Below are 17,992 nucleotides of genomic sequence, written 5' to 3'. Positions count from 1 at the left end.
TGAAGCGGTTGGAATGAAACAGAATTTGCCTGGCGGCAATAGCGCGGTGGTCCCACCTGACCCCATGCCGAACTCAGAAGTGAAACGCCGTAGCGCCGATGGTAGTGTGGGGTCTCCCCATGCGAGAGTAGGACACTGCCAGGCATCAAACAAAGTCGAAAGCCTCATGCGAAAGCATGGGGCTTTTTGCTTTTGGGTCAGGGAATACGGGCGCAGCTACGCTGCGCCTCAGTGGCTACATTTTCACCATTCCCAACTGCTGTAATAACGTCAGATTATCCTCAATATGCCAATTGGCGGTTATTGCTCCTTGCTTGATCTGATAGATATCGGTTGCAATAAAATCAATGAGTTGTCCTTTTCCCTGTTTCCCCTGAAAATGGCCAGTAAAATGCCCGCTAAAGTGCAAATGCGCCACGACGCGATCGCCGGAAACAATCATCTGCGTCACTTCGCAACGTAAGTCCGGGACGGCCTGGCGGAAAGTTTTCGAGGCCTGCAACGCGCCGCGAATACCCTGCATTCTGCCGGTGGGTAAGGTCATATCGGTAAAGTCACGGGCCAGCGCCTGTTTTGCCAGCATCTCATCGCCGGTATTCCAGAAGCTGTCGTAGCGCTTGGCGGCAAGTATTTGCGCCTGCTGCTGTGCAATAGGAAGGTTGTGGTCGCTAATCAACTGCAATGGTTCGACAAGCGGGGTTGCCAATGCGTTGCCGGCAAAGGCCAGCAATAGTAAGGCCATAGGCTGTTTCATGATCCTGTCTCTTGTATTGTTCAGAGCACCTATCTTGATTCCTGTTAGCCGAATGAAAAACCCCGACAGAGGCGATGAACCTTTAAAGAATATTTACAACTGACAGAACGAGAAAAGGCCCCGAAGGGCCTTTGATTAGGGGGTGTTTGCTTTTTTTCACTTATTATTCAGTTAATGCGAGCTGCCCTGAGAGATGCCCAGCCCGGTTTGCGAACGAACAAACTGAGAGCGGAAACGCTCGCGTTCTTGCTGCCCGGTCAGCGAACTGTCGGTGACGGAGAACAGCCAGGTCCCTACAAATGCCACCAGTATCGAGAACAGCGCCGGGTATTCATAAGGGTAGATCGGTTTTTCATGGCCAAGGATCTGCACCCAAATCGTCGGGCCCAGGATCATCAGGATCACCGCAGTCAGCAAGCCCAGCCAGCCACCGATCATCGCACCACGGGTCGTCAGGCGTGACCAATACATCGAAAGAATGATGATCGGGAAGTTACAGCTGGCGGCGATAGAGAAGGCCAGCCCCACCATAAAGGCGATATTCTGCTTCTCAAACAAAATTCCCAGCGCAATCGCCACTATCCCCAGGATCACCACGGTGATCTTGGAAACCCGCAGTTCATCACGCTCGGTCGCTTTGCCATCTTTAACCACGCTAGCGTACAAGTCGTGAGATACCGCTGATGCCCCTGCCAGCGTCAGGCCGGCAACCACCGCAAGGATGGTGGCAAAGGCGACTGCCGAGATAAAGCCGAGGAAGAAGTTACCGCCAACCGCGTTGGCCAAATGCACTGCGGCCATATTGGTGCCGCCCAGCAGCGCTCCGGTGGCATCTTTGAACGCCGGGTTAGGGCTGACCAGCAAAATAGCGCCAAAACCGATAATAAAGGTCAGAATATAGAAGTAGCCGATAAAACCGGTGGCATAGAACACGCTTTTGCGGGCCTCTTTGGCATCGCTGACGGTAAAGAAGCGCATCAGAATATGCGGCAACCCGGCGGTACCGAACATCAGCGCCAGCCCCAGGGAAAGTGCCGAAATAGGATCTGAGACCAAACCACCCGGGCTCATAATGGCGATGCCCTTCGGATGCACTTTCACGGCTTCGGCAAACAGGGTGTTGAAGTCAAAGTTGACCGATTTCATCACCATCAGCGCCATAAAGCTGGCACCCGCCAACAGCAGCACCGCTTTGATAATCTGTACCCAGGTCGTGGCCAGCATGCCGCCGAACAAAACGTACAACACCATCAAAATGCCGACCAAAATTACCGCTACATGGTAGTTCAGCCCGAACAGTAATTGGATCAACTTGCCGGCCCCGACCATCTGAGCAATCAGATACAGCGCGACCACCACCAGGGAGCCGCAGGCGGAAAGCGTGCGGATCGGTTTTTGCTTCAGGCGGTAAGAGGCTACGTCAGCGAAAGTATAGCGGCCAAGGTTACGCAGGCGTTCGGCAATCAGGAACAGAATGATCGGCCAGCCGATCAAAAAGCCGATAGAGTAAATCAGCCCGTCATAGCCAGAGGTATACACCAGTGCGGAAATACCCAGGAAAGAAGCCGCCGACATAAAATCACCGGCGATGGCAAGACCGTTCTGCAGGCCGGTGATTTTCCCCCCCGCGGTGTAATAGTCCTGGCGCGAGCGGGTGCGTTTGGAGGCCCAATAGGTGATATACAACGTGGCGCCGACAAACAACACGAACATGACGATCGCCTGAATATTCAACGGCTGGCGATGTACTTCACCGCTAATGGCATCGGCAAAGGCCAACCCCGGCAGAGCCAACAGAGCGACGGAGGACAATAAACGCTTCATTTCTGCACCTCACGCAGGATTTCTGCCGTCAGGCGATCAAACTCGCCATTAGCGCGGAATACGTAGATCCCGGTCAGAACGAAAGAGATAACGATCAGGCCCACACCCACCGGGATCCCACGGGTAATGGTCGATCCGACGGCGATCGGCGTACCGAGCCATTGCGGATCGAAAGCGATCAGTAAAATGAAGCCAACGTAAAGTACCAGCGTAATCAACGAAAGCAGCCAGGCGAAGCGGCCGCGTTTTCGTACCAGCTCTTTAAAACGCGGGTTTTCCTCAATCCTTTGATAAATGGTGTCATTCATCAGTGCGTCTCCAGTAGGTATTGATCGAGAACGCCGCGCGGCAGCCGTCCATCGGATGAGTTCCTGATGAACGGCCGGAGACGGCGGAAATTACGACGGTACTTTCATTGATTGTTTTTCTTCCAACAGCTTGTCTACTACGGCCGGGTCCGCCAGGGTTGATGTGTCACCGAGGTTGCTGGTGTCACCCGCAGCGATTTTGCGCAGAATGCGGCGCATGATCTTGCCGGAGCGCGTTTTGGGCAGCGAATCTGTCCAGTGCAGCACGTCTGGCGTGGCGATCGGCCCTATTTCCTTACGTACCCAGTTACGCACTTCGGTATAGAGTTCAGGAGAGGGTTCTTCGCCATGATTCAGCGTGATATAGGCATAAATCGCCTGGCCCTTAATATTATGCGGAATGCCGACTACCGCCGCTTCGGCGATTTTCGGATGCGAAACCAGCGCAGATTCGATTTCTGCGGTACCCAGACGGTGCCCGGAAACGTTCAGCACGTCATCGACGCGGCCGGTGATCCAGTAATATCCATCTTCATCGCGGCGTGCGCCGTCACCGCTGAAATACATGCCTTTAAAGGTGGAGAAGTAAGTCTGCTCAAAACGATCGTGATCGCCGAACAGCGTACGCGCCTGGCCAGGCCAGGAATCGGTGATCACCAAATTGCCTTCGCAGGCGCCTTCCTGAGGCGTGCCTACGTTATCGACCAAGGCAGGCTGCACGCCGAAGAACGGCCGCGTGGCAGAGCCGGCTTTGAGCTCTGTGGCGCCGGGCAGCGGGGTGATCATAAAACCGCCGGTTTCGGTCTGCCACCAGGTGTCGACGATCGGGCACTTGCCGTTACCGATTTTGTTGTAATACCACTCCCAGGCTTCCGGGTTGATCGGCTCTCCGACCGAACCCATGATACGCAGTGAATCGCGTTTGGTGCCCTCTATCGCTTTATCGCCTTCGGCCATCAGCGCACGGATGGCGGTGGGGGCGGTATACAGGATATTGACCTGGTGCTTATCAATCACCTGTGACAGGCGGTTGACGTCAGGGTAGTTCGGCACGCCTTCGAACATCAGGGTGATGGCACCGCAGGCCAGCGGGCCGTAGAGCAGATAGCTGTGGCCTGTAACCCAGCCGACGTCGGCCGTACACCAGTACACCTCACCGTCGTGGTAGTCGAAGACGTACTTGAAGGTCATGGCGGCATACACCAGATAGCCACCGGTGGTGTGCAGCACGCCCTTGGGTTTGCCGGTCGATCCGGAGGTATAAAGGATAAACAACGGGTCTTCCGCATTCATCTCTTCCGGTGGGCAGTCGGCGGAAACGCCGTTGATCAGCTCATGCCACCATAAATCACGGCCTTCCTGCCAATAACCCGGCTTGCCGGTACGTTGGAAAACGACCACGTTGGTGATGCTTTTCACGCCAGGGTTTTTCAGCGCGTCGTCGACGTTCTTTTTCAGCGGCACGGCACGCCCGGCGCGCAGGCCTTCGTCAGCGGTGATAACCAGCCTGGAGTTGGAGTCGATAATGCGGCCGGCGACCGCCTCTGGCGAGAAACCGCCAAAGATTACCGAGTGCACCGCACCGATACGTGCACAGGCCAGCATGGCGACCGCGGCTTCCGGCACCATGGGCATATAGATAGCCACGACGTCGCCTTTTTTGACGCCCAACTTTTTCAGTACGTTGGCGAACTGGCAGACATCGTGGTGCAGTTGTTTGTAGGTCACCTGTTTCGACTGGGTGGGATCGTCACCTTCCCAGATAATGGCGGTCTGGTCACCGCGCTCGGCCAGATGGCGATCGAGGCAGTTGGCCGCCAGATTCAGGGTGCCGTCTTCAAACCAGCGGATACTGATATGGCCCGGATCGAACGACGTGTTTTTTACCCGGCTATAAGGTTTGATCCAGTCCAGGATTTTTCCTTGCTCGCCCCAGAAAGTCTCCGGGTCTTGCACAGACTGTTGATAATATTGTTGGTATTGTTCTGGGTTAATCAGGGCGTGTTCTGCAATTGCAGAAGGAATAGCGTGTTTATGCACTTGGCTCATAGCTTTTCTCCTTGAAGTTGTTAATGATATGTCAACTGAGGGTTAAGTATAGTTTGCTATGATTCTTTGTTTCTTTTTTGCGCGGCAGATCACGCAACAAAGATATTGATTTGTAATAGTTCTGTCTTATTTGCGTTGTGTATCTATCTACTTGGTGGGAAAAAGCGGTTAAATAGGTGGTTTTTTTCAGAAAACGCTATCTAAAGAACCAAAAAGAATAATCAATCCCAGATTAAACGCGCTTCCTATAGATCATAGCCAATATAAAACCTTGAGTATTAATTTCTGCTCAACCCTTTATACGTATGCCGACTATTAATATACCCGTGACTATTAATAGTCTGGTCATTATCACCACTCTTAGCTTAATAAGCTTGCCTGGGATTTATCGTTTTTTATAAATATTTTTATGTATATTGGTTTTAGAAGAATAATTCTCATTTGTGTTTTCAACGAAAAATATCAAAGAAATAATTACCAGGCGAAATGTTTTTTTGTTTCATTTTAAAAACCTTTATGCAACATAATATAAACATCACTGGCAAATTAAATATGCAGATTCTGCGAAAAATAACGCATTTTTATTATGGGTGAAAATTGTACGATCGGATTAATATGTGATTTACGGCACATAAAATTATGTTTTTAATAACAATCGATTATGCTATGTGAGGCTGAAATTGATAATTTCTATGATTCGATTCAGCGCGCAAGCCTGATAAAACAAGGGTTGCAGACAAGGTCGCTCAAATGGTACTGATTTAAGCAGCGTCACACTAAGGGCAGGTGGATGCCTTCTTGAAATGAACATAAGCCCGTATTAAATGATTAATTATTCTCTTCTTCGTGTTGCAGTTAAATACGTTGAAAGGAATCTTTTGAGGACTCTTTGGGTATGAAAAGTGTAAAAATTAGCCTTGCTTGGCAAATCCTGATAGCGCTGGTGTTGGGTATTGTCGTCGGTGCAGTGCTCCATAATCAGACTGAGTCGCGTGAGTGGCTGGTTAGTAATGTTCTTAGTCCGGCCGGTGATATTTTTATTCGCCTGATTAAGATGATTGTCGTGCCGATCGTTATTTCTACGTTGGTGGTAGGTATCGCCGGAGTCGGCGATGCGAAAAAGTTAGGCCGCCTCGGATTGAAAACCATTATTTATTTCGAAGTTATTACCACTGTCGCCATAGTGGTGGGGCTGACGTTGGCTAATGTTTTTCAACCCGGTCACGGTATCGATATGTCGACGCTGACGGCGGTCGATATCTCTCAATATGAAAAAACTACTGAGCAAGTGCAAAGCGGTTCGCATAGCTTGGTGGGAACCATTCTGTCGTTGATTCCTTCGAACGTCTTTGCCTCTATGGCCAAAGGCGACATGCTGCCGATTATCTTCTTCTCGGTGCTGTTTGGTCTTGGCCTGTCGTCATTGCCGAAAGAAACCAAAGAACCTCTGTTGAAGGTGTTTAAAGCCGTTTCCGAAAGCATGTTCAAAGTCACCCATATGATCATGCGTTATGCGCCAATTGGGGTATTTGGTCTGATCTCCGTGACGGTAGCCAACTTTGGTTTCGCTTCGCTGTTGCCGCTGGCCAAACTGGTGGCGTTGGTGTACTTCGCCATCGCCTTTTTCGCTCTGGTGGTGCTGGGTGCGGTCGCCCGCTTATGCAATCTGCGAATCTGGACGCTAATCCGTATCCTGAAGGACGAACTGATCCTGGCTTATTCCACCGCCAGTTCGGAAACCGTGTTGCCACGCATTATTGAAAAGATGGAAGCCTACGGTGCGCCGAAGGCGATCACCAGCTTTGTGGTACCCACCGGTTACTCCTTTAATCTGGACGGTTCCACGCTGTATCAGAGCATCGCCGCCATCTTTATTGCGCAGTTGTACGGGATTGAGTTGTCTCTAGGCCAGGAAATCGTGCTGGTGGTGACGCTTATGGTCACGTCCAAGGGGATCGCAGGCGTACCCGGCGTTTCTTTCGTGGTGCTGCTGGCAACTTTGGGCAGCGTCGGCATCCCGCTGGAAGGGTTGGCGTTTATCGCCGGCGTCGACCGTATTCTGGATATGGCGCGCACTGCGTTGAACGTAGTGGGTAATGCGTTGGCGGTACTGGTGATCGCCAAATGGGAGCATCAGTTCGACAGTAAGAAAGCGCTGGCCTATGAGACAGAGTTCTTGTCAGGCAATGCCAAACAGGCAAGTGAGTCTTAATAGTCTGCCTGTGCAATTATTGAAAAACCCGCCTTATGGCGGGTTTTTTTATGCCCGATTTCTGGCGGGTCAGGCAGCGAATGTAAAGAATGCTCTCATTGGAGTTACTTTAGTTTTTTTATATGTCGGCCGTGATTAATTGGCCAATAAAATCAAAATGTTTACTTGTTTTTGTTAAAAGTTCCCGGCTGTTTTTCCTTGTCAGATTCGTCGCTGCTTCTATGGTTAATAGGGGCCTTTCCTGATGGAGGAACGGCGCTGTGCGTGTAAAAAATGCCCCATGCCAATTTTGGCTTTGGGATAAAACCATCATTTTGATTCATGTAATTGGCTCCTGGGCGGGTAGGCGAGAGCCTGTTTGTCCCCAACAGAGAGATGCATGCCGTGACGATACTTAAACCCCTGATAGCCAGAAACCGCAGTTGGGCGCTACAGCAGCGCCAGCGCAACCCACATTACTTCCGCAAGCATGTCGCCGGTCAGCAGCCGCAGGCGCTGTGGATAGGCTGTTCCGACAGCCGTGTCCCGGCCGAGGTACTGACCGGCGCACACCCCGGTGAGCTTTTCGTTCATCGCAATATCGCCAATATGGTCCTTGAGGATGACGATAGTCTGATGAGCGTATTGCAATATGCGCTGGAATATCTGCAAGTCTCCGCCATTGTATTGTGCGGCCATTACGGTTGCGGCGGCGTACAGGCTGCAGTGGCGTTGCCGGCAATGTCGCTGGCACAAGAAGACAGTGCATTGGCGCGACGGATGGCGCATTTGCGGCGATCACTCGAACATAACTTGCAGGATTATCAGCAGGCAGAGGGAAACGACGTTGCACGTCTGAACCGGCTTATCGACGCGCACGTGGTGACCCAGTTCACCCATTTGATTGCCAGTGAACCGGTGCGCCGACGCTGGGAGCAGGGCAAGATGCTGGAGGTTTTTGGCTGCGTGTACGATCTGCAAGAAGGGCATTTGAAGGAGCTCGTCCATCAGAACGCTATGGAGGTGGGTCATGAACTTAAGCACTCTGCGTAATGATATTCCCGCCGGAATAGTGGTGTTTCTGGTGGCATTGCCGCTCAGCCTTGGCATCGCGCAGGCCAGTGGCTTGCCTCCTTTTGTGGGGCTGTTGACCGGGGTAATCGGCGGCATTGTGGTCACCTTGCTTAGCCCTTCGCGCTATGCCGTCAGCGGGCCTGCGGCCGGCTTGGTCACCATTGTGACCGCTGCCATGGAAACGCTGGGTTCATTTTCATTGCTGCTGGTGGCGCTGATGCTGGCGGGAGCACTGCAGCTTATTTTCGGCCTGCTGCGCGCCGGACGGTGGATCACGCTGGTGCCCGGTACGGTGATCCAGGGCATGCTGGTGGCCATCGGTATTTTGCTGATCATGCAGCAGGTGCCGGTAGCGTTGGGCGTACCGGGGGACGCAAGCCTGAAGGCGTTGCTGGCCGACGAGGCCGAGCTGCTGTCGCCCGCCTCGGCGCTGGTTGCCTTGGGTGCTCTGTTGATCATGTGGCTGTGGACCACCGCGCCGGTGAAACGGATCCCGTTGGCCCGTTATCTTCCCGGCCCGCTGGTGGCGGTGCTCTGGGGCAGCCTGGCCGTGGTCTTTGGTGAGCGCTGGATGCCGGAAAGCATCGGTGCCATGCCACGCATTTCACTGCCTAAATTCGACAGTGCCGAGGCGCTGGGCGAGCAGCTCAGCCGTCCGGATTGGCAAGGTGCCTGGCGCAACCCTTCGGTTTATCTCATCGCGCTGACGTTGGCGCTGGTGGCTAGCCTGGAAACCCTGCTGAGTCAGGAGGCGCTGAAAAAACTGAAATCCCAAACGCCGGCACCTTCGCCGGACAAGGAGATGCGCGCTCAGGGCGTTGGCAATATGCTGAGCGGTTTTCTCGGCGGTCTGCCGATCACTGCGGTGATTGTCCGCAGCTCGGTGAACGTCAATGCCGGAGCGCGTAGCCGCATTTCGATTCTGCTGCACGGTGTGCTGCTGCTGTTATGCGGCCTGTTCCTCAGCGATGCGCTAAACACCATTCCGTTAGCCAGCCTGGCGGCGGTACTGTTGTATACCGGCTATAAGCTGGCCTCTCCGGCATTGTTTATCGCCCAGTGGCGCCAGGGGTTGCCGCAATTTATTCCCTTCATCCTGACCGTGTCCTGCATCATTATCTTCGGCATGCTGGCGGGTATTGCTATCGGGCTGATGGCGCAACTGTTGTGCAGTACCTACAAAAGCCACCGCAATGCGCTGCAACTAAGCTGTTACGACGATCATTATGTGGTGCGGTTCCACCAGAACCTGACTTTTCTGCATAATCCACGTTTGCAAAGCCTGCTGGCACAGATCCCCGATAATTGTGTGGTAATCGCCGAGCATGATAACGCCGAGTATATCGACCCGGACGTGAGGGCGGTGTTGGCGGAGTTTGGCGCCGGCGCGGCCGAGCGGGGGATCCAGCTGAGCCGCTGGCCCGTAGGGTGAGGCCTATCCCTGAAAAGCAAAAACCCAGCCATAGGCTGGGTTCTCTAAATAGGGCGACCGGACTCGGACAACCGGCGCTTGCGCCGGATTGAACAACGCTTTGGCGTTGGCCCGCAGGGTGAGGCCTCCGGCCGAATAATCGAACTCGTTCGATGGAGAGTCCATACCCTGAAAAGCAAAAAACCCGCCATAGGCGGGTTCTTCTAAATATGGTGCCCGGACTCGGAATCGAACCAAGGACACGGGGATTTTCAATCCCTGTGCTTGTTGTGAAATTGTTAAATATTAGGTTTTTTAACCCTTTACACACGAATTAATAAATTCGAGTGTAAAACATGCATACATTAGCTAAATCCACATCTATGGGTGTTAGCCACCCAGCACCTCGTGTTATCCCTATGGTCTCAACCAAAGGGGGCGAAGGTAAATCTACCCAAAGTGCCAACCTTGCCGGCTTCCTTGCCGATGCAGGTAAAAAGACTCTCCTCATCGATGGTGACCACTCCCAACCCACCGCAAGCAGCATTTTTTCCCTGGAATACGAGGCACCCAACGGTTTGTATGAACTGTTGATGAAGACAGTCGACCTCAATCACCCCGAGCAAATCATCTCCCGTTCCGCTATCCCAAACTTGGACATCATTGTTTCCAACGATCCCCACGACCGTTTATCTTCCGCCATGCTGCATGCCCCTGATGGTCGTATGCGGCTGAAGAATGTTCTGCAGCACCCTTTGTTCAACGAGTACGACGTCATCATCATTGACTCCAAAGGTGCGGCGTCTGTGATGCTCGAACTGATTCTGGTTGCCAGTACGGAATTCGCTGTCGGGGTTATCAAGCCTATACTGCCGGATACGCGAGAGTTTCTGCGTGGCACATTGGGGTTGATGGAAGGATTATTGCCGCTGACCAGCTACGGTATTGCGTTACCGCGTATCCGTATTCTGACGAACTGCATGGAATACACCAATCTGGATTGGCAGACACTGAAAAGTTTGCGCAGCATTATTACAAACGGCCAATATCTGCGTGCAGATACTTTCGACGTATCCCTTCTCGACACCATCATCCCCAAGCTGGAAATTTACAAAATGGGGCATGCTTCCGGCCAACCTGTTCATCGTCTCGAAAGAACCACCACCCGTACATCAACGCTCGCTGCTGCTGACACTATGTATGAGCTGGCCTGCGAGTTGTTCCCTCACTGGGTTGCCGACTTTGACGTTCTGCGTCAGGAGGCGAACTAATGAACATTGAACAATTAGTGACCTTTCTTAACGAGCTGCGCGAATTAGCCGCACCTGCCCCCTGGCAGGTTCTTGAGCTCTACAGCGATGCAGTCACTGTCGTGGATGCCAACGGCTTTGAGCATCTGGAAATCCCTAACGTTGCGATTATTCCTGATTGGGAAAAGCTCGGCCTGGAGCACTGGTCGGAAGAGGGCGGAAGCCGTGATGTGGGTCTTGAGGAGCAACGGGCTAGTGGTTATCTGGCCGCCGCTGCACCACAGCTCCTGGCTTACGTCAATGTGCTTAACCGTAATTTGGAAACCACGGAGAATGCGCTGCGCCGCATGCTGAAAATGCATGAGTTGATGATGGCTAAAGCCAATCACGCAGCCAGTTTCTATGACGCTGAATGCTTGCAGGAAATGGCCGAGGCTCCGTATGAGGCAGCCGCGGTGCTTGAGCACATCTGCGGCGCCGATGATGAGAAAACGCACCTAAAAGAGGCAACTTGTGTAGGGTGCGGTTGTACAGATAGCCATGCCTGCCTTGACGAAAATCACACACCCTGCAGTTGGCTTAAGGTCAACCGTAAAACAGGAATGGGTGTGTGTTCTTCCTGCCCGACTTTTCTGGAGAGCCCGCTGACAACGGGCAGTGAAGAGCAGGAGGTTCGCCATGACTGACTTGAATATCCCTTATTCCTCCGATGCTGAGCAAGCCGTTCTTGGCGGCTTGATGTTGGATAACGAGCGGTGGGATGACGTTCTCCCATTGGTTGGAGAGCGTGATTTTCATCTTGCAGCACATCGCTGCATTTTCCAGGCAATGGCTCGCCTGATGGCTGTCCAGCAGCCGATTGACCTGATTACGCTCCATGAATCACTGGAACAAAATGGTGCACTCGAGCAAGTGGGTGGTTTTGCCTATCTGGCAGAGTTGTCTAAAAATACGCCGAGCGCAGCCAATATCGTCGCCTATGCAGAGATTGTGGCTGAACGCAGTCGTCTGCGCAGCCTGCTGCAGCTCGGTCGCGAATTGAGTGCTGATGCTGCCAATCCGCGCGCAGAGTCTGCGGCACTGACCGAACGCGCTGAACAGCAATTGTTCCAACTCTCTGAGCAAACCCAGTCACAGCAGAATGTCAGCCTGACGGATGGGTTGAATGCCGTCGTGACCTATCTGGAGACGGTGAATGGCGGTAATGGTATCACCGGCACCCCGACCGGTTTTTCAGAGCTTGATGTGATGACGTGTGGTCTGCAGCCCGGAGATTTGGTTTTGCTTGCTGCACGACCGTCGATGGGTAAAACCGCCTTTGCGTTGAGCGCCTACACCGGCGCGCTTCGAGGCACGGAGAAACCTGCATTCTTCTTTAGCCTGGAAATGCCGCGGGAGCAGCTGCTTCAACGCCTGATTGCTGTAGATGGGCGGGTTGAACTTTCACGTCTGCGCAGCGGCCAGCTAGATGATGAAGACTGGGCCCGTATTTCCAAGGCGATGGAGCGGTTGTTGCCCTTGGAAAACCGCTTGATTATTGACGATGAGTCGATTTTGACACCCGCACTGTTGCGTTCCAGGGCTCGGCGCTACACCCGTTTGTACGGTAAGCCGGGTTTAATCATGGTCGATTACCTGCAACTGATGCACTGCCCTGGGCAGGAAAATCGCACTCAGGAAATTGCGGAAATCTCCCGCAGCCTGAAAGCGTTGGCCAAAGAACTTGGTTGTCCCGTTGTGGCGCTGTCTCAACTGAACCGTCAGCTGGAAAGCCGTGCTGACAAACGCCCGTTCAATGGGGATCTGCGCGATTCCGGTGCGCTGGAGCAGGATGCCGATGTGATCGCGTTCATCTATCGTGATGACGTTTATTACGCTGATTCTGATGATGCCGGCACGGCAGAAATTATCATTGGTAAACAGCGGCAGGGCGCAACGGGTACCGTTCGCGTCAAGTTTGAAGGGCAATTCACCGCGTTCAGCGATCTCCATGACGGTCAGTATGACCAATATTCGGGGAGGGCGTAACCATGGCGCGTGCTAAAACCAAGCTCCTCGATATGAACAGTGCTTTGCTCCAGCAGGGCAAGACTGCTGTCGGCACACAGCCTTTAGCTCCCGTAGTGACAGAGACTCCCGTCAGTGAAATGCCACTGGTGCTGACATTGGATGAAGTGAACCCGAACCCGGATAACCCGCGAACTTCACGCAACCCGAGATATGAGGAAATTAAGTCGTCAATTCGGGCGCGTGGGTTGGATACGGTGCCGAAGGTGACGCGAGATCCAGCTCGCCCCGAGCTGGGGTATTTTTTCAGTGATGGGGGGAATACGCGTTATACCATTCTTTCCGAGCTCTGGCAGGAAACGGGAGAAGAACGATTTTATCGCTTCTCTTGTGTATTTAAACCCTGGCCAGGACGATTATCCTGCGTGATTGGTCACCTTGCCGAGAATGAGGTACGTGGTGACCTGAGCTTCATTGAAAAAGCGTTTGGCATTCGACAGGCTCGGGAATTATATGAAGCGCAGTTGGGTAAGCCTGTCTCATTACGTGAGCTTTCAACACTCCTAACCGCACAGGGTTATCCCGTCCATAATTCCAGTATCAGTCGGATGGAGGATGCAGTGCAGTACCTGTATCCCTATATGCCTCACTTATTGGAGACTGGGCTGGGGCGTCCGCAAATTCTTCAATTACTGGCTATGCGCTCTCACGCTGAAGCCACGTGGCAGAAGCACTGCATTACCCAAGAACCGAACCAACCATTTGACACCGTTTTCGGTGATGTATGCGGCCGTTTTGATTCACCTGAGGACTATTCGCTGGATATGTTCCGTGATGAGTTGATTGGAGCCCTCATCAACGCATTACCGCACCCGTTGCTCAATTATGACCGCTGGTTACTTGAGCTCGATCCCAAAGAGCAAAACCGGCGCAAGCACCTCGGTGAGCCGGCATTAACGCCTGAGCTGTCAGGCAAGGGCAATACTGTCGAGCTGGCGCCAGCACTGCAACAGGAAGACGCCGGTGGGCCGACGGTTCCTGAAATGCAGGGTGGTGGCTCTTCTATGGTACTGGACAGCGCCTTGCATGAGTCGACAGGTGATGCTGATGATGAACCACAGGAGACTCAGGAAAAGGAAACGCCCACAACTAAAACTGAACCACGTGTTGAAACTCAGCCTGATTTATACGGTGCGCCTTCGGTGTTATCAGGTGACATTGAAACGGTTTTAGACGGTGAGCATACCACCGTCAATGAAGCCCCTCAGCCTGGCGCTCATGAGTCGAGCGCCCCTCACAGCAATACCGAGACACAGCCTGTAGCCCCTGTTGCAGAGGTGCCCTTCGCTGAGGTAGGACTTGAGCCGGTTTCCTCCATTTGGGGTATTTCTGCCCTGCAGGACGATATCGAGCACCTGCAGGTGATCACCTTCCGATTGGCATTCGAACTGGCCGAAGTGGCGGGCTGCGAGGCGGAAATCAAAGCCGATAAAGCCGACCTGCAGGCTGCCGGCTACGCATTAACTGCCGAACGCCCATCCCGCTTCACCGCGTTACTCCTGACCCTTGCCGGCAACAACCCGGACGGCGCCTCATCCAGTTCGCTCAATGAGGCCCTTATTGGTTCGGAAAATGCGGCTGACTGGCCTTTGCTTGACGATATTCATGCCGTGAAATTGATGCGCCTTATTCGCGTTTTGCGCCGTCTGCGTGAACTGCAGCGTGATTTATCTGCAACAGAGGAGACAGCCTGATGAGCCATTCACAACGACAGGCGCGCCTGGTGAAACTGGTGCGCAAACTGCTTGAGCTGGCCCGCAGCAACAGTAATGCGCATGAGGCTGGACTGGCGTTAGCCCGGGCGCAAAAACTGATGCAGAAATACGGCATCAGCGAGCTGGAAGCCAGTCTTTCCTCTCTTCAGACGGCACCGAGCCAGGGAGCGCCTTCCGAAGCGAAACAGAAGCTGCCCGAATGGATGTCTGGGCTGGCATGGGCGATTGCCCGCGCCTTTGGATGCCGTTTGTATTTTTCCTGGCGGGATACCGCTTCGGGCCCGCGTCGCAACGTGACGTTCTACGGCTTTAGTGAGCGGCCGGCCGTTGCGGCTTATGCGTTCGACGTGCTGAGCCGGCAGTTGAAAGATGCAACTGCAGACTACCTGAAAACTCAGAATAAACGCCTGAAAATGAGCACGCGCCGTGCCCGGGCAGAGCAGTTTCGTGCCGGCTGGGTTGCCGGCGTCCGGAGAGTCATTACGACGTTTACCGTTACTGAACAGGAATGCGAGCTGATGGGCACCTGGCTGGAAAGCCAAAAGATGGGGGAGTTGCAGACGCGCGCCCCGAAAGCCTGCCGCGGTGATGATATTGCCCGGTTACGTGGATACGAAGCAGGTCAGAACGCCCGTTTACACCAGGGTGTTCAGGGGGCGGTGACCACTGGCATTGGTTATCAGGGAGGACGTAATTCATGAACTCTTATTTGTTCCTTATCACAATGCTGTCCTTCATTTTTTGGTTCCTGCTTATAGGTATGGGCAACGTTCCTGATCCCAGAACGTGGTTTAAGGACAAGGGCAAAAACTTCATTTCAGCGTTGCCATTCCTGTTCGTTTCCATGGTGTTGCTGGCATGCTTGTTTGCTGTTTTTTCGAGATGTTTTTCAGAAATCGGGGGGCTTCACTATGAGTAATAGCTTATCTCAGGCGACGAACAGCCTGCTCACGCAGCTCGTGATGGAGCTTAAATCAGGTTATATCCGCCGTTGTGAGTCCCTGGGGCTGACCACGGAAGAGATGCAGCTGCTGCACGGTCTGACCATTGAAGACCTCCATTACCTGATGAACAGCTCGGTATCGGTGCTGACCTTTCAAATCCATCACGAGAATTTCTCATTGATGTTGCAGCACGCACGCCGCGAGCAGCAGCGCATGCAACGAATTGACCGGGCCCTGGCGTTGGGGGGCTCTATCGAAATGATGCAGCACTATTTTGGCCTCTCGACCGTTGAAGTTGCCGCCCGCCGGCGCATGACCGGTATCAACATTCGCCAGGGGCGTTGTGCAGCGCTCAGTGATGACGAGAACGCGGCATTGTGGCGCCAGTGGCAAAAAGCCGACATCGATGACGCCTCCAGTGCAGATGGACTGGACGTCATGATGCTGGCCGCCGAACAGATGGATGTTTCTCTGACGGCTGTCTGGCATGCAGTTCGCAGCTTCGATGCCCCTCAGACTGTGACTGCCAGAAAAGCCATTCAGGCCGTGCGTACGCCACGTGGTACGCCGGGAGGAAATGCAAGGAGGCTGGCATGAAGCCGGTGATATTAATGCCTGGGTTGCAGGTCCCCCGTTCGGCGCCGCCGTCCTGTCAGAAAAAGGCGAAGGAGCAGGTCAGGCGCTTCCGCCGCGGGGAGCGCAACTACAAGCACCTTCATGTTAAAGGCAAGCACGCCCCCGGACGTGCCTGGATGAAGATTGATATCGGGACCAACTGGCGACTGCTCAGCCGAAACAGTTGTGATGACTGGGTGCTGTTGACTCACGAACGCTACAACAACGAACTGTGGAAGTGATGACACTGACCCTGTACCTGATGTCGGGTACAGGCCTGAGTGCCGTTAGGCCAACAACCGCCTGATGCCTTCGCCCTGTGGGCGGGGGCAGCGTAAAAGGATGCGCAAAATCGATGAGCATAAATAAAACACCTGATGACAGCCTGATCACCTTTACGCTCGAACAAATGAATGCCTGCCTGGCGGAACGAATAGGTGCCGAAAAGCACGCGGGGACTCCCGATGTCACGAATCTGCGCAGCGGCTTGCTGTACATGGGCAATGTGCATGATTCCATTCCCCGCAGGTTGCTCCTGGACACCCGCCTGTCACCGCTTGATAAAACCGCGTGGATAATGATCCGCCTGTACGCGCAACAGAACCAGGGCGCCGTATTCCCTACCTATGATGAACTGCAGCTGCAGCTCGCCTCGCCGTTTAACGGTAAGGCGTCCCGCGAGACTGTCAGCCGCGTGCTGCTGATGTTACGCCTGACCGGCTGGCTCAGTTTGTGCCGGCGTGTGCGTGACGACAAGGGGCGGGTGAAGGGCAATATCTATGCTCAACACGATGAGCCACTCTCGGCCCGTGATGCGGAGACATTGGATCCGACCTGGCTGGATACGGTCGCCATGGGCTGCGTGCACAAAAATCGCACCGTCAGCCAGACGGCCTGGTCGGTACTGTCCGATATTCAAAATGATCCCACAATGCGTCATCAGCATTCCCAGATGGCGGCGATTGCTGAACGGCTGGGGTCGCCACAAACCCCGCAACAGATGGCTGCCAGAGTGTCTCAACGACAGGAAAATATCCCCAGTTCGGATGCCGAACTCAGTAAAAAATCCCCGGGTTCGGATACCGAACTGAGTCAAATTAAACCCAGTTCGGATACCGAACTCAGTGTAAAACAGGAAGGCAAAACACCGAGTTCGCTTTCCGAACTCATGCTGAAATCAGTCACTTACGGTGCATCAACGAAACCGAACTGTAACGTACGTTCTTTCACACAGAGTGTGAATAAAACAACGTACGTACCTGAGTTACCGGCCGAACTGCAGAACAGCATAGCGATGGATGATCAGCGCCAGATTGGTGTCCAGCTTAAAGCATTGCCTGCAGAGGTTGCCCGTCAGGTGCTGGGGAGTCTTGAGCAGGCGATGGCCAAAGGCAGCCTGAATAATCCCACTGGCTGGCTGCTGGCGGTGATCAAGCGCGCCCGAAACGGTGAGCTGTATGCGAGTGCCAAATCCCCAGAATCTGCCAGGCCTGTACCGCGACGCCAAATACCTTGCTCTGCGTCGCCAGCAAAAGCAACAGATCCAGCCCGCCAACACCTGGCGTCGCGGGAACATGTCAGCGATGTTGTGGCCAAATTACGCCAGCAAATGATGCGGACAAAAAAATGAGTCGTGAGTGCAGATAATCAAATTGTTCAAAAATAGAACAGTGCTGCCAGTGGCAGCACTGATTAAAAAGCGTGCACTGCTGCCAGTGGCAGCGCTGATTAAAAAGCGTGCACTGCTGCCAGTGGCAGCACTGATTAAAAAGCATGCATTGCTGCCACTG

General features: G+C 53.5%; 16 protein-coding genes and 1 rRNA gene. 12 read left to right on the top strand and 5 right to left on the bottom strand.

Features of this window, described 5'->3' with window-relative positions; genetic code table 11:
- The first annotated feature begins 28 nt into the window (after positions 1-28).
- A 5S ribosomal RNA gene (rrf, locus tag JK621_RS14975) occupies positions 29-144 on the top strand.
- A 91-nt stretch (positions 145-235) separates the two neighbouring features.
- Here rrf and JK621_RS14970 read toward each other — a convergent pair.
- The 4 genes from JK621_RS14970 to acs form a co-directional block, all read right to left on the bottom strand.
- On the bottom strand, positions 236-754 hold the full coding sequence (locus tag JK621_RS14970) for an ester cyclase (RefSeq protein WP_212556675.1): 519 nt from the start codon (positions 752-754) through the stop codon (positions 236-238).
- A gap of 171 nt (positions 755-925) precedes the next feature.
- Complete coding sequence (gene actP, locus JK621_RS14965) at positions 926-2,578, bottom strand: cation/acetate symporter ActP (protein ID WP_212556674.1); 1,653 nt, start codon at positions 2,576-2,578, stop codon at positions 926-928.
- Positions 2,575-2,886: a DUF485 domain-containing protein gene (locus tag JK621_RS14960; protein WP_062869262.1), complete on the bottom strand. Its 312-nt coding sequence runs from the start codon at positions 2,884-2,886 to the stop codon at positions 2,575-2,577. The genes actP and JK621_RS14960 overlap by 4 nt, the downstream gene beginning before the upstream one ends.
- Positions 2,887-2,976: 90 nt before the next feature.
- Complete coding sequence (acs, locus tag JK621_RS14955) at positions 2,977-4,935, bottom strand: acetate--CoA ligase (RefSeq protein WP_212556673.1); 1,959 nt, start codon at positions 4,933-4,935, stop codon at positions 2,977-2,979.
- Between the two features lie 895 nt (positions 4,936-5,830).
- Here acs and gltP point away from each other — a divergent pair.
- The gene (gene gltP, locus JK621_RS14950) at positions 5,831-7,147 is read left to right on the top strand and encodes a glutamate/aspartate:proton symporter GltP (RefSeq protein WP_212556672.1); all 1,317 of its coding nucleotides are present in this window, start codon (positions 5,831-5,833) and stop codon (positions 7,145-7,147) included.
- Positions 7,148-7,308: 161 nt separating this feature from the next.
- Here gltP and JK621_RS14945 read toward each other — a convergent pair whose 3' ends face one another.
- Positions 7,309-7,470: a hypothetical protein gene (locus JK621_RS14945; RefSeq protein ID WP_212556671.1), complete on the bottom strand. Its 162-nt coding sequence runs from the start codon at positions 7,468-7,470 to the stop codon at positions 7,309-7,311.
- A 52-nt stretch (positions 7,471-7,522) separates the two neighbouring features.
- Between JK621_RS14945 and JK621_RS14940 the strand changes: the two genes are divergently transcribed.
- The 10 genes from JK621_RS14940 to JK621_RS14895 all read left to right on the top strand — a co-directional run bounded on the left by JK621_RS14940 (position 7,523) and on the right by JK621_RS14895 (position 17,832).
- Positions 7,523-8,179: a carbonic anhydrase gene (locus tag JK621_RS14940; protein WP_212556670.1), complete on the top strand. Its 657-nt coding sequence runs from the start codon at positions 7,523-7,525 to the stop codon at positions 8,177-8,179.
- Positions 8,157-9,632: a SulP family inorganic anion transporter gene (locus JK621_RS14935; RefSeq protein WP_212556669.1), complete on the top strand. Its 1,476-nt coding sequence runs from the start codon at positions 8,157-8,159 to the stop codon at positions 9,630-9,632. Before JK621_RS14940 ends, JK621_RS14935 begins: the two co-directional genes overlap by 23 nt.
- 335 nt (positions 9,633-9,967) lie before the next feature.
- Positions 9,968-10,882: a ParA family protein gene (locus JK621_RS14930; RefSeq protein ID WP_212556668.1), complete on the top strand. Its 915-nt coding sequence runs from the start codon at positions 9,968-9,970 to the stop codon at positions 10,880-10,882.
- On the top strand, positions 10,882-11,547 hold the full coding sequence (locus JK621_RS14925) for a hypothetical protein (protein ID WP_172906324.1): 666 nt from the start codon (positions 10,882-10,884) through the stop codon (positions 11,545-11,547). The genes JK621_RS14930 and JK621_RS14925 overlap by 1 nt, the downstream gene beginning before the upstream one ends.
- The gene (gene dnaB-PI, locus JK621_RS14920) at positions 11,540-12,889 is read left to right on the top strand and encodes an SPI-7-type island replicative DNA helicase (RefSeq protein ID WP_212556667.1); all 1,350 of its coding nucleotides are present in this window, start codon (positions 11,540-11,542) and stop codon (positions 12,887-12,889) included. The genes JK621_RS14925 and dnaB-PI overlap by 8 nt, the downstream gene beginning before the upstream one ends.
- 2 nt (positions 12,890-12,891) lie before the next feature.
- The gene (locus JK621_RS14915) at positions 12,892-14,622 is read left to right on the top strand and encodes a ParB family protein (RefSeq protein WP_212556666.1); all 1,731 of its coding nucleotides are present in this window, start codon (positions 12,892-12,894) and stop codon (positions 14,620-14,622) included.
- On the top strand, positions 14,622-15,344 hold the full coding sequence (locus tag JK621_RS14910; protein WP_115058004.1) for a DUF2786 domain-containing protein: 723 nt from the start codon (positions 14,622-14,624) through the stop codon (positions 15,342-15,344). Before JK621_RS14915 ends, JK621_RS14910 begins: the two co-directional genes overlap by 1 nt.
- A gap of 210 nt (positions 15,345-15,554) precedes the next feature.
- Complete coding sequence (locus JK621_RS14905; protein WP_060422762.1) at positions 15,555-16,184, top strand: DUF2857 domain-containing protein; 630 nt, start codon at positions 15,555-15,557, stop codon at positions 16,182-16,184.
- Positions 16,181-16,444, top strand: coding sequence for a hypothetical protein (locus tag JK621_RS14900; RefSeq protein ID WP_212556665.1), 264 nt, complete (start codon positions 16,181-16,183; stop codon positions 16,442-16,444). The genes JK621_RS14905 and JK621_RS14900 overlap by 4 nt, the downstream gene beginning before the upstream one ends.
- 113 nt (positions 16,445-16,557) lie before the next feature.
- Positions 16,558-17,832, top strand: coding sequence for an STY4528 family pathogenicity island replication protein (locus tag JK621_RS14895; protein WP_212556664.1), 1,275 nt, complete (start codon positions 16,558-16,560; stop codon positions 17,830-17,832).
- Positions 17,833-17,992 lie beyond the last annotated feature (160 nt).

The organism is Serratia plymuthica, assembly GCF_018336935.1.
Lineage (GTDB): Bacteria > Pseudomonadota > Gammaproteobacteria > Enterobacterales > Enterobacteriaceae > Serratia > Serratia plymuthica_B.
Note: the sequence above shows the minus strand (reverse complement) of the source record. Positions and strands in the feature narration are given on the sequence as shown.

Bases quoted from the DNA above. Each gene is read 5' to 3' on its own strand.
- JK621_RS14970 (WP_212556675.1), bottom strand. From the start codon at position 754: ATGAAACAGCCTATGGCCTTACTATTGCTGGCCTTTGCCGGCAACGCA.
- actP (WP_212556674.1), bottom strand. From the start codon at position 2,578: ATGAAGCGTTTATTGTCCTCCGTCGCTCTGTTGGCTCTGCCGGGGTTG.
- JK621_RS14960 (WP_062869262.1), bottom strand. From the start codon at position 2,886: ATGAATGACACCATTTATCAAAGGATTGAGGAAAACCCGCGTTTTAAA.
- acs (WP_212556673.1), bottom strand. From the start codon at position 4,935: ATGAGCCAAGTGCATAAACACGCTATTCCTTCTGCAATTGCAGAACAC.
- gltP (WP_212556672.1), top strand. From the start codon at position 5,831: ATGAAAAGTGTAAAAATTAGCCTTGCTTGGCAAATCCTGATAGCGCTG.
- JK621_RS14945 (WP_212556671.1), bottom strand. From the start codon at position 7,470: ATGAATCAAAATGATGGTTTTATCCCAAAGCCAAAATTGGCATGGGGC.
- JK621_RS14940 (WP_212556670.1), top strand. From the start codon at position 7,523: ATGCATGCCGTGACGATACTTAAACCCCTGATAGCCAGAAACCGCAGT.
- JK621_RS14935 (WP_212556669.1), top strand. From the start codon at position 8,157: ATGAACTTAAGCACTCTGCGTAATGATATTCCCGCCGGAATAGTGGTG.
- JK621_RS14930 (WP_212556668.1), top strand. From the start codon at position 9,968: ATGCATACATTAGCTAAATCCACATCTATGGGTGTTAGCCACCCAGCA.
- JK621_RS14925 (WP_172906324.1), top strand. From the start codon at position 10,882: ATGAACATTGAACAATTAGTGACCTTTCTTAACGAGCTGCGCGAATTA.
- dnaB-PI (WP_212556667.1), top strand. From the start codon at position 11,540: ATGACTGACTTGAATATCCCTTATTCCTCCGATGCTGAGCAAGCCGTT.
- JK621_RS14915 (WP_212556666.1), top strand. From the start codon at position 12,892: ATGGCGCGTGCTAAAACCAAGCTCCTCGATATGAACAGTGCTTTGCTC.
- JK621_RS14910 (WP_115058004.1), top strand. From the start codon at position 14,622: ATGAGCCATTCACAACGACAGGCGCGCCTGGTGAAACTGGTGCGCAAA.
- JK621_RS14905 (WP_060422762.1), top strand. From the start codon at position 15,555: ATGAGTAATAGCTTATCTCAGGCGACGAACAGCCTGCTCACGCAGCTC.
- JK621_RS14900 (WP_212556665.1), top strand. From the start codon at position 16,181: ATGAAGCCGGTGATATTAATGCCTGGGTTGCAGGTCCCCCGTTCGGCG.
- JK621_RS14895 (WP_212556664.1), top strand. From the start codon at position 16,558: ATGAGCATAAATAAAACACCTGATGACAGCCTGATCACCTTTACGCTC.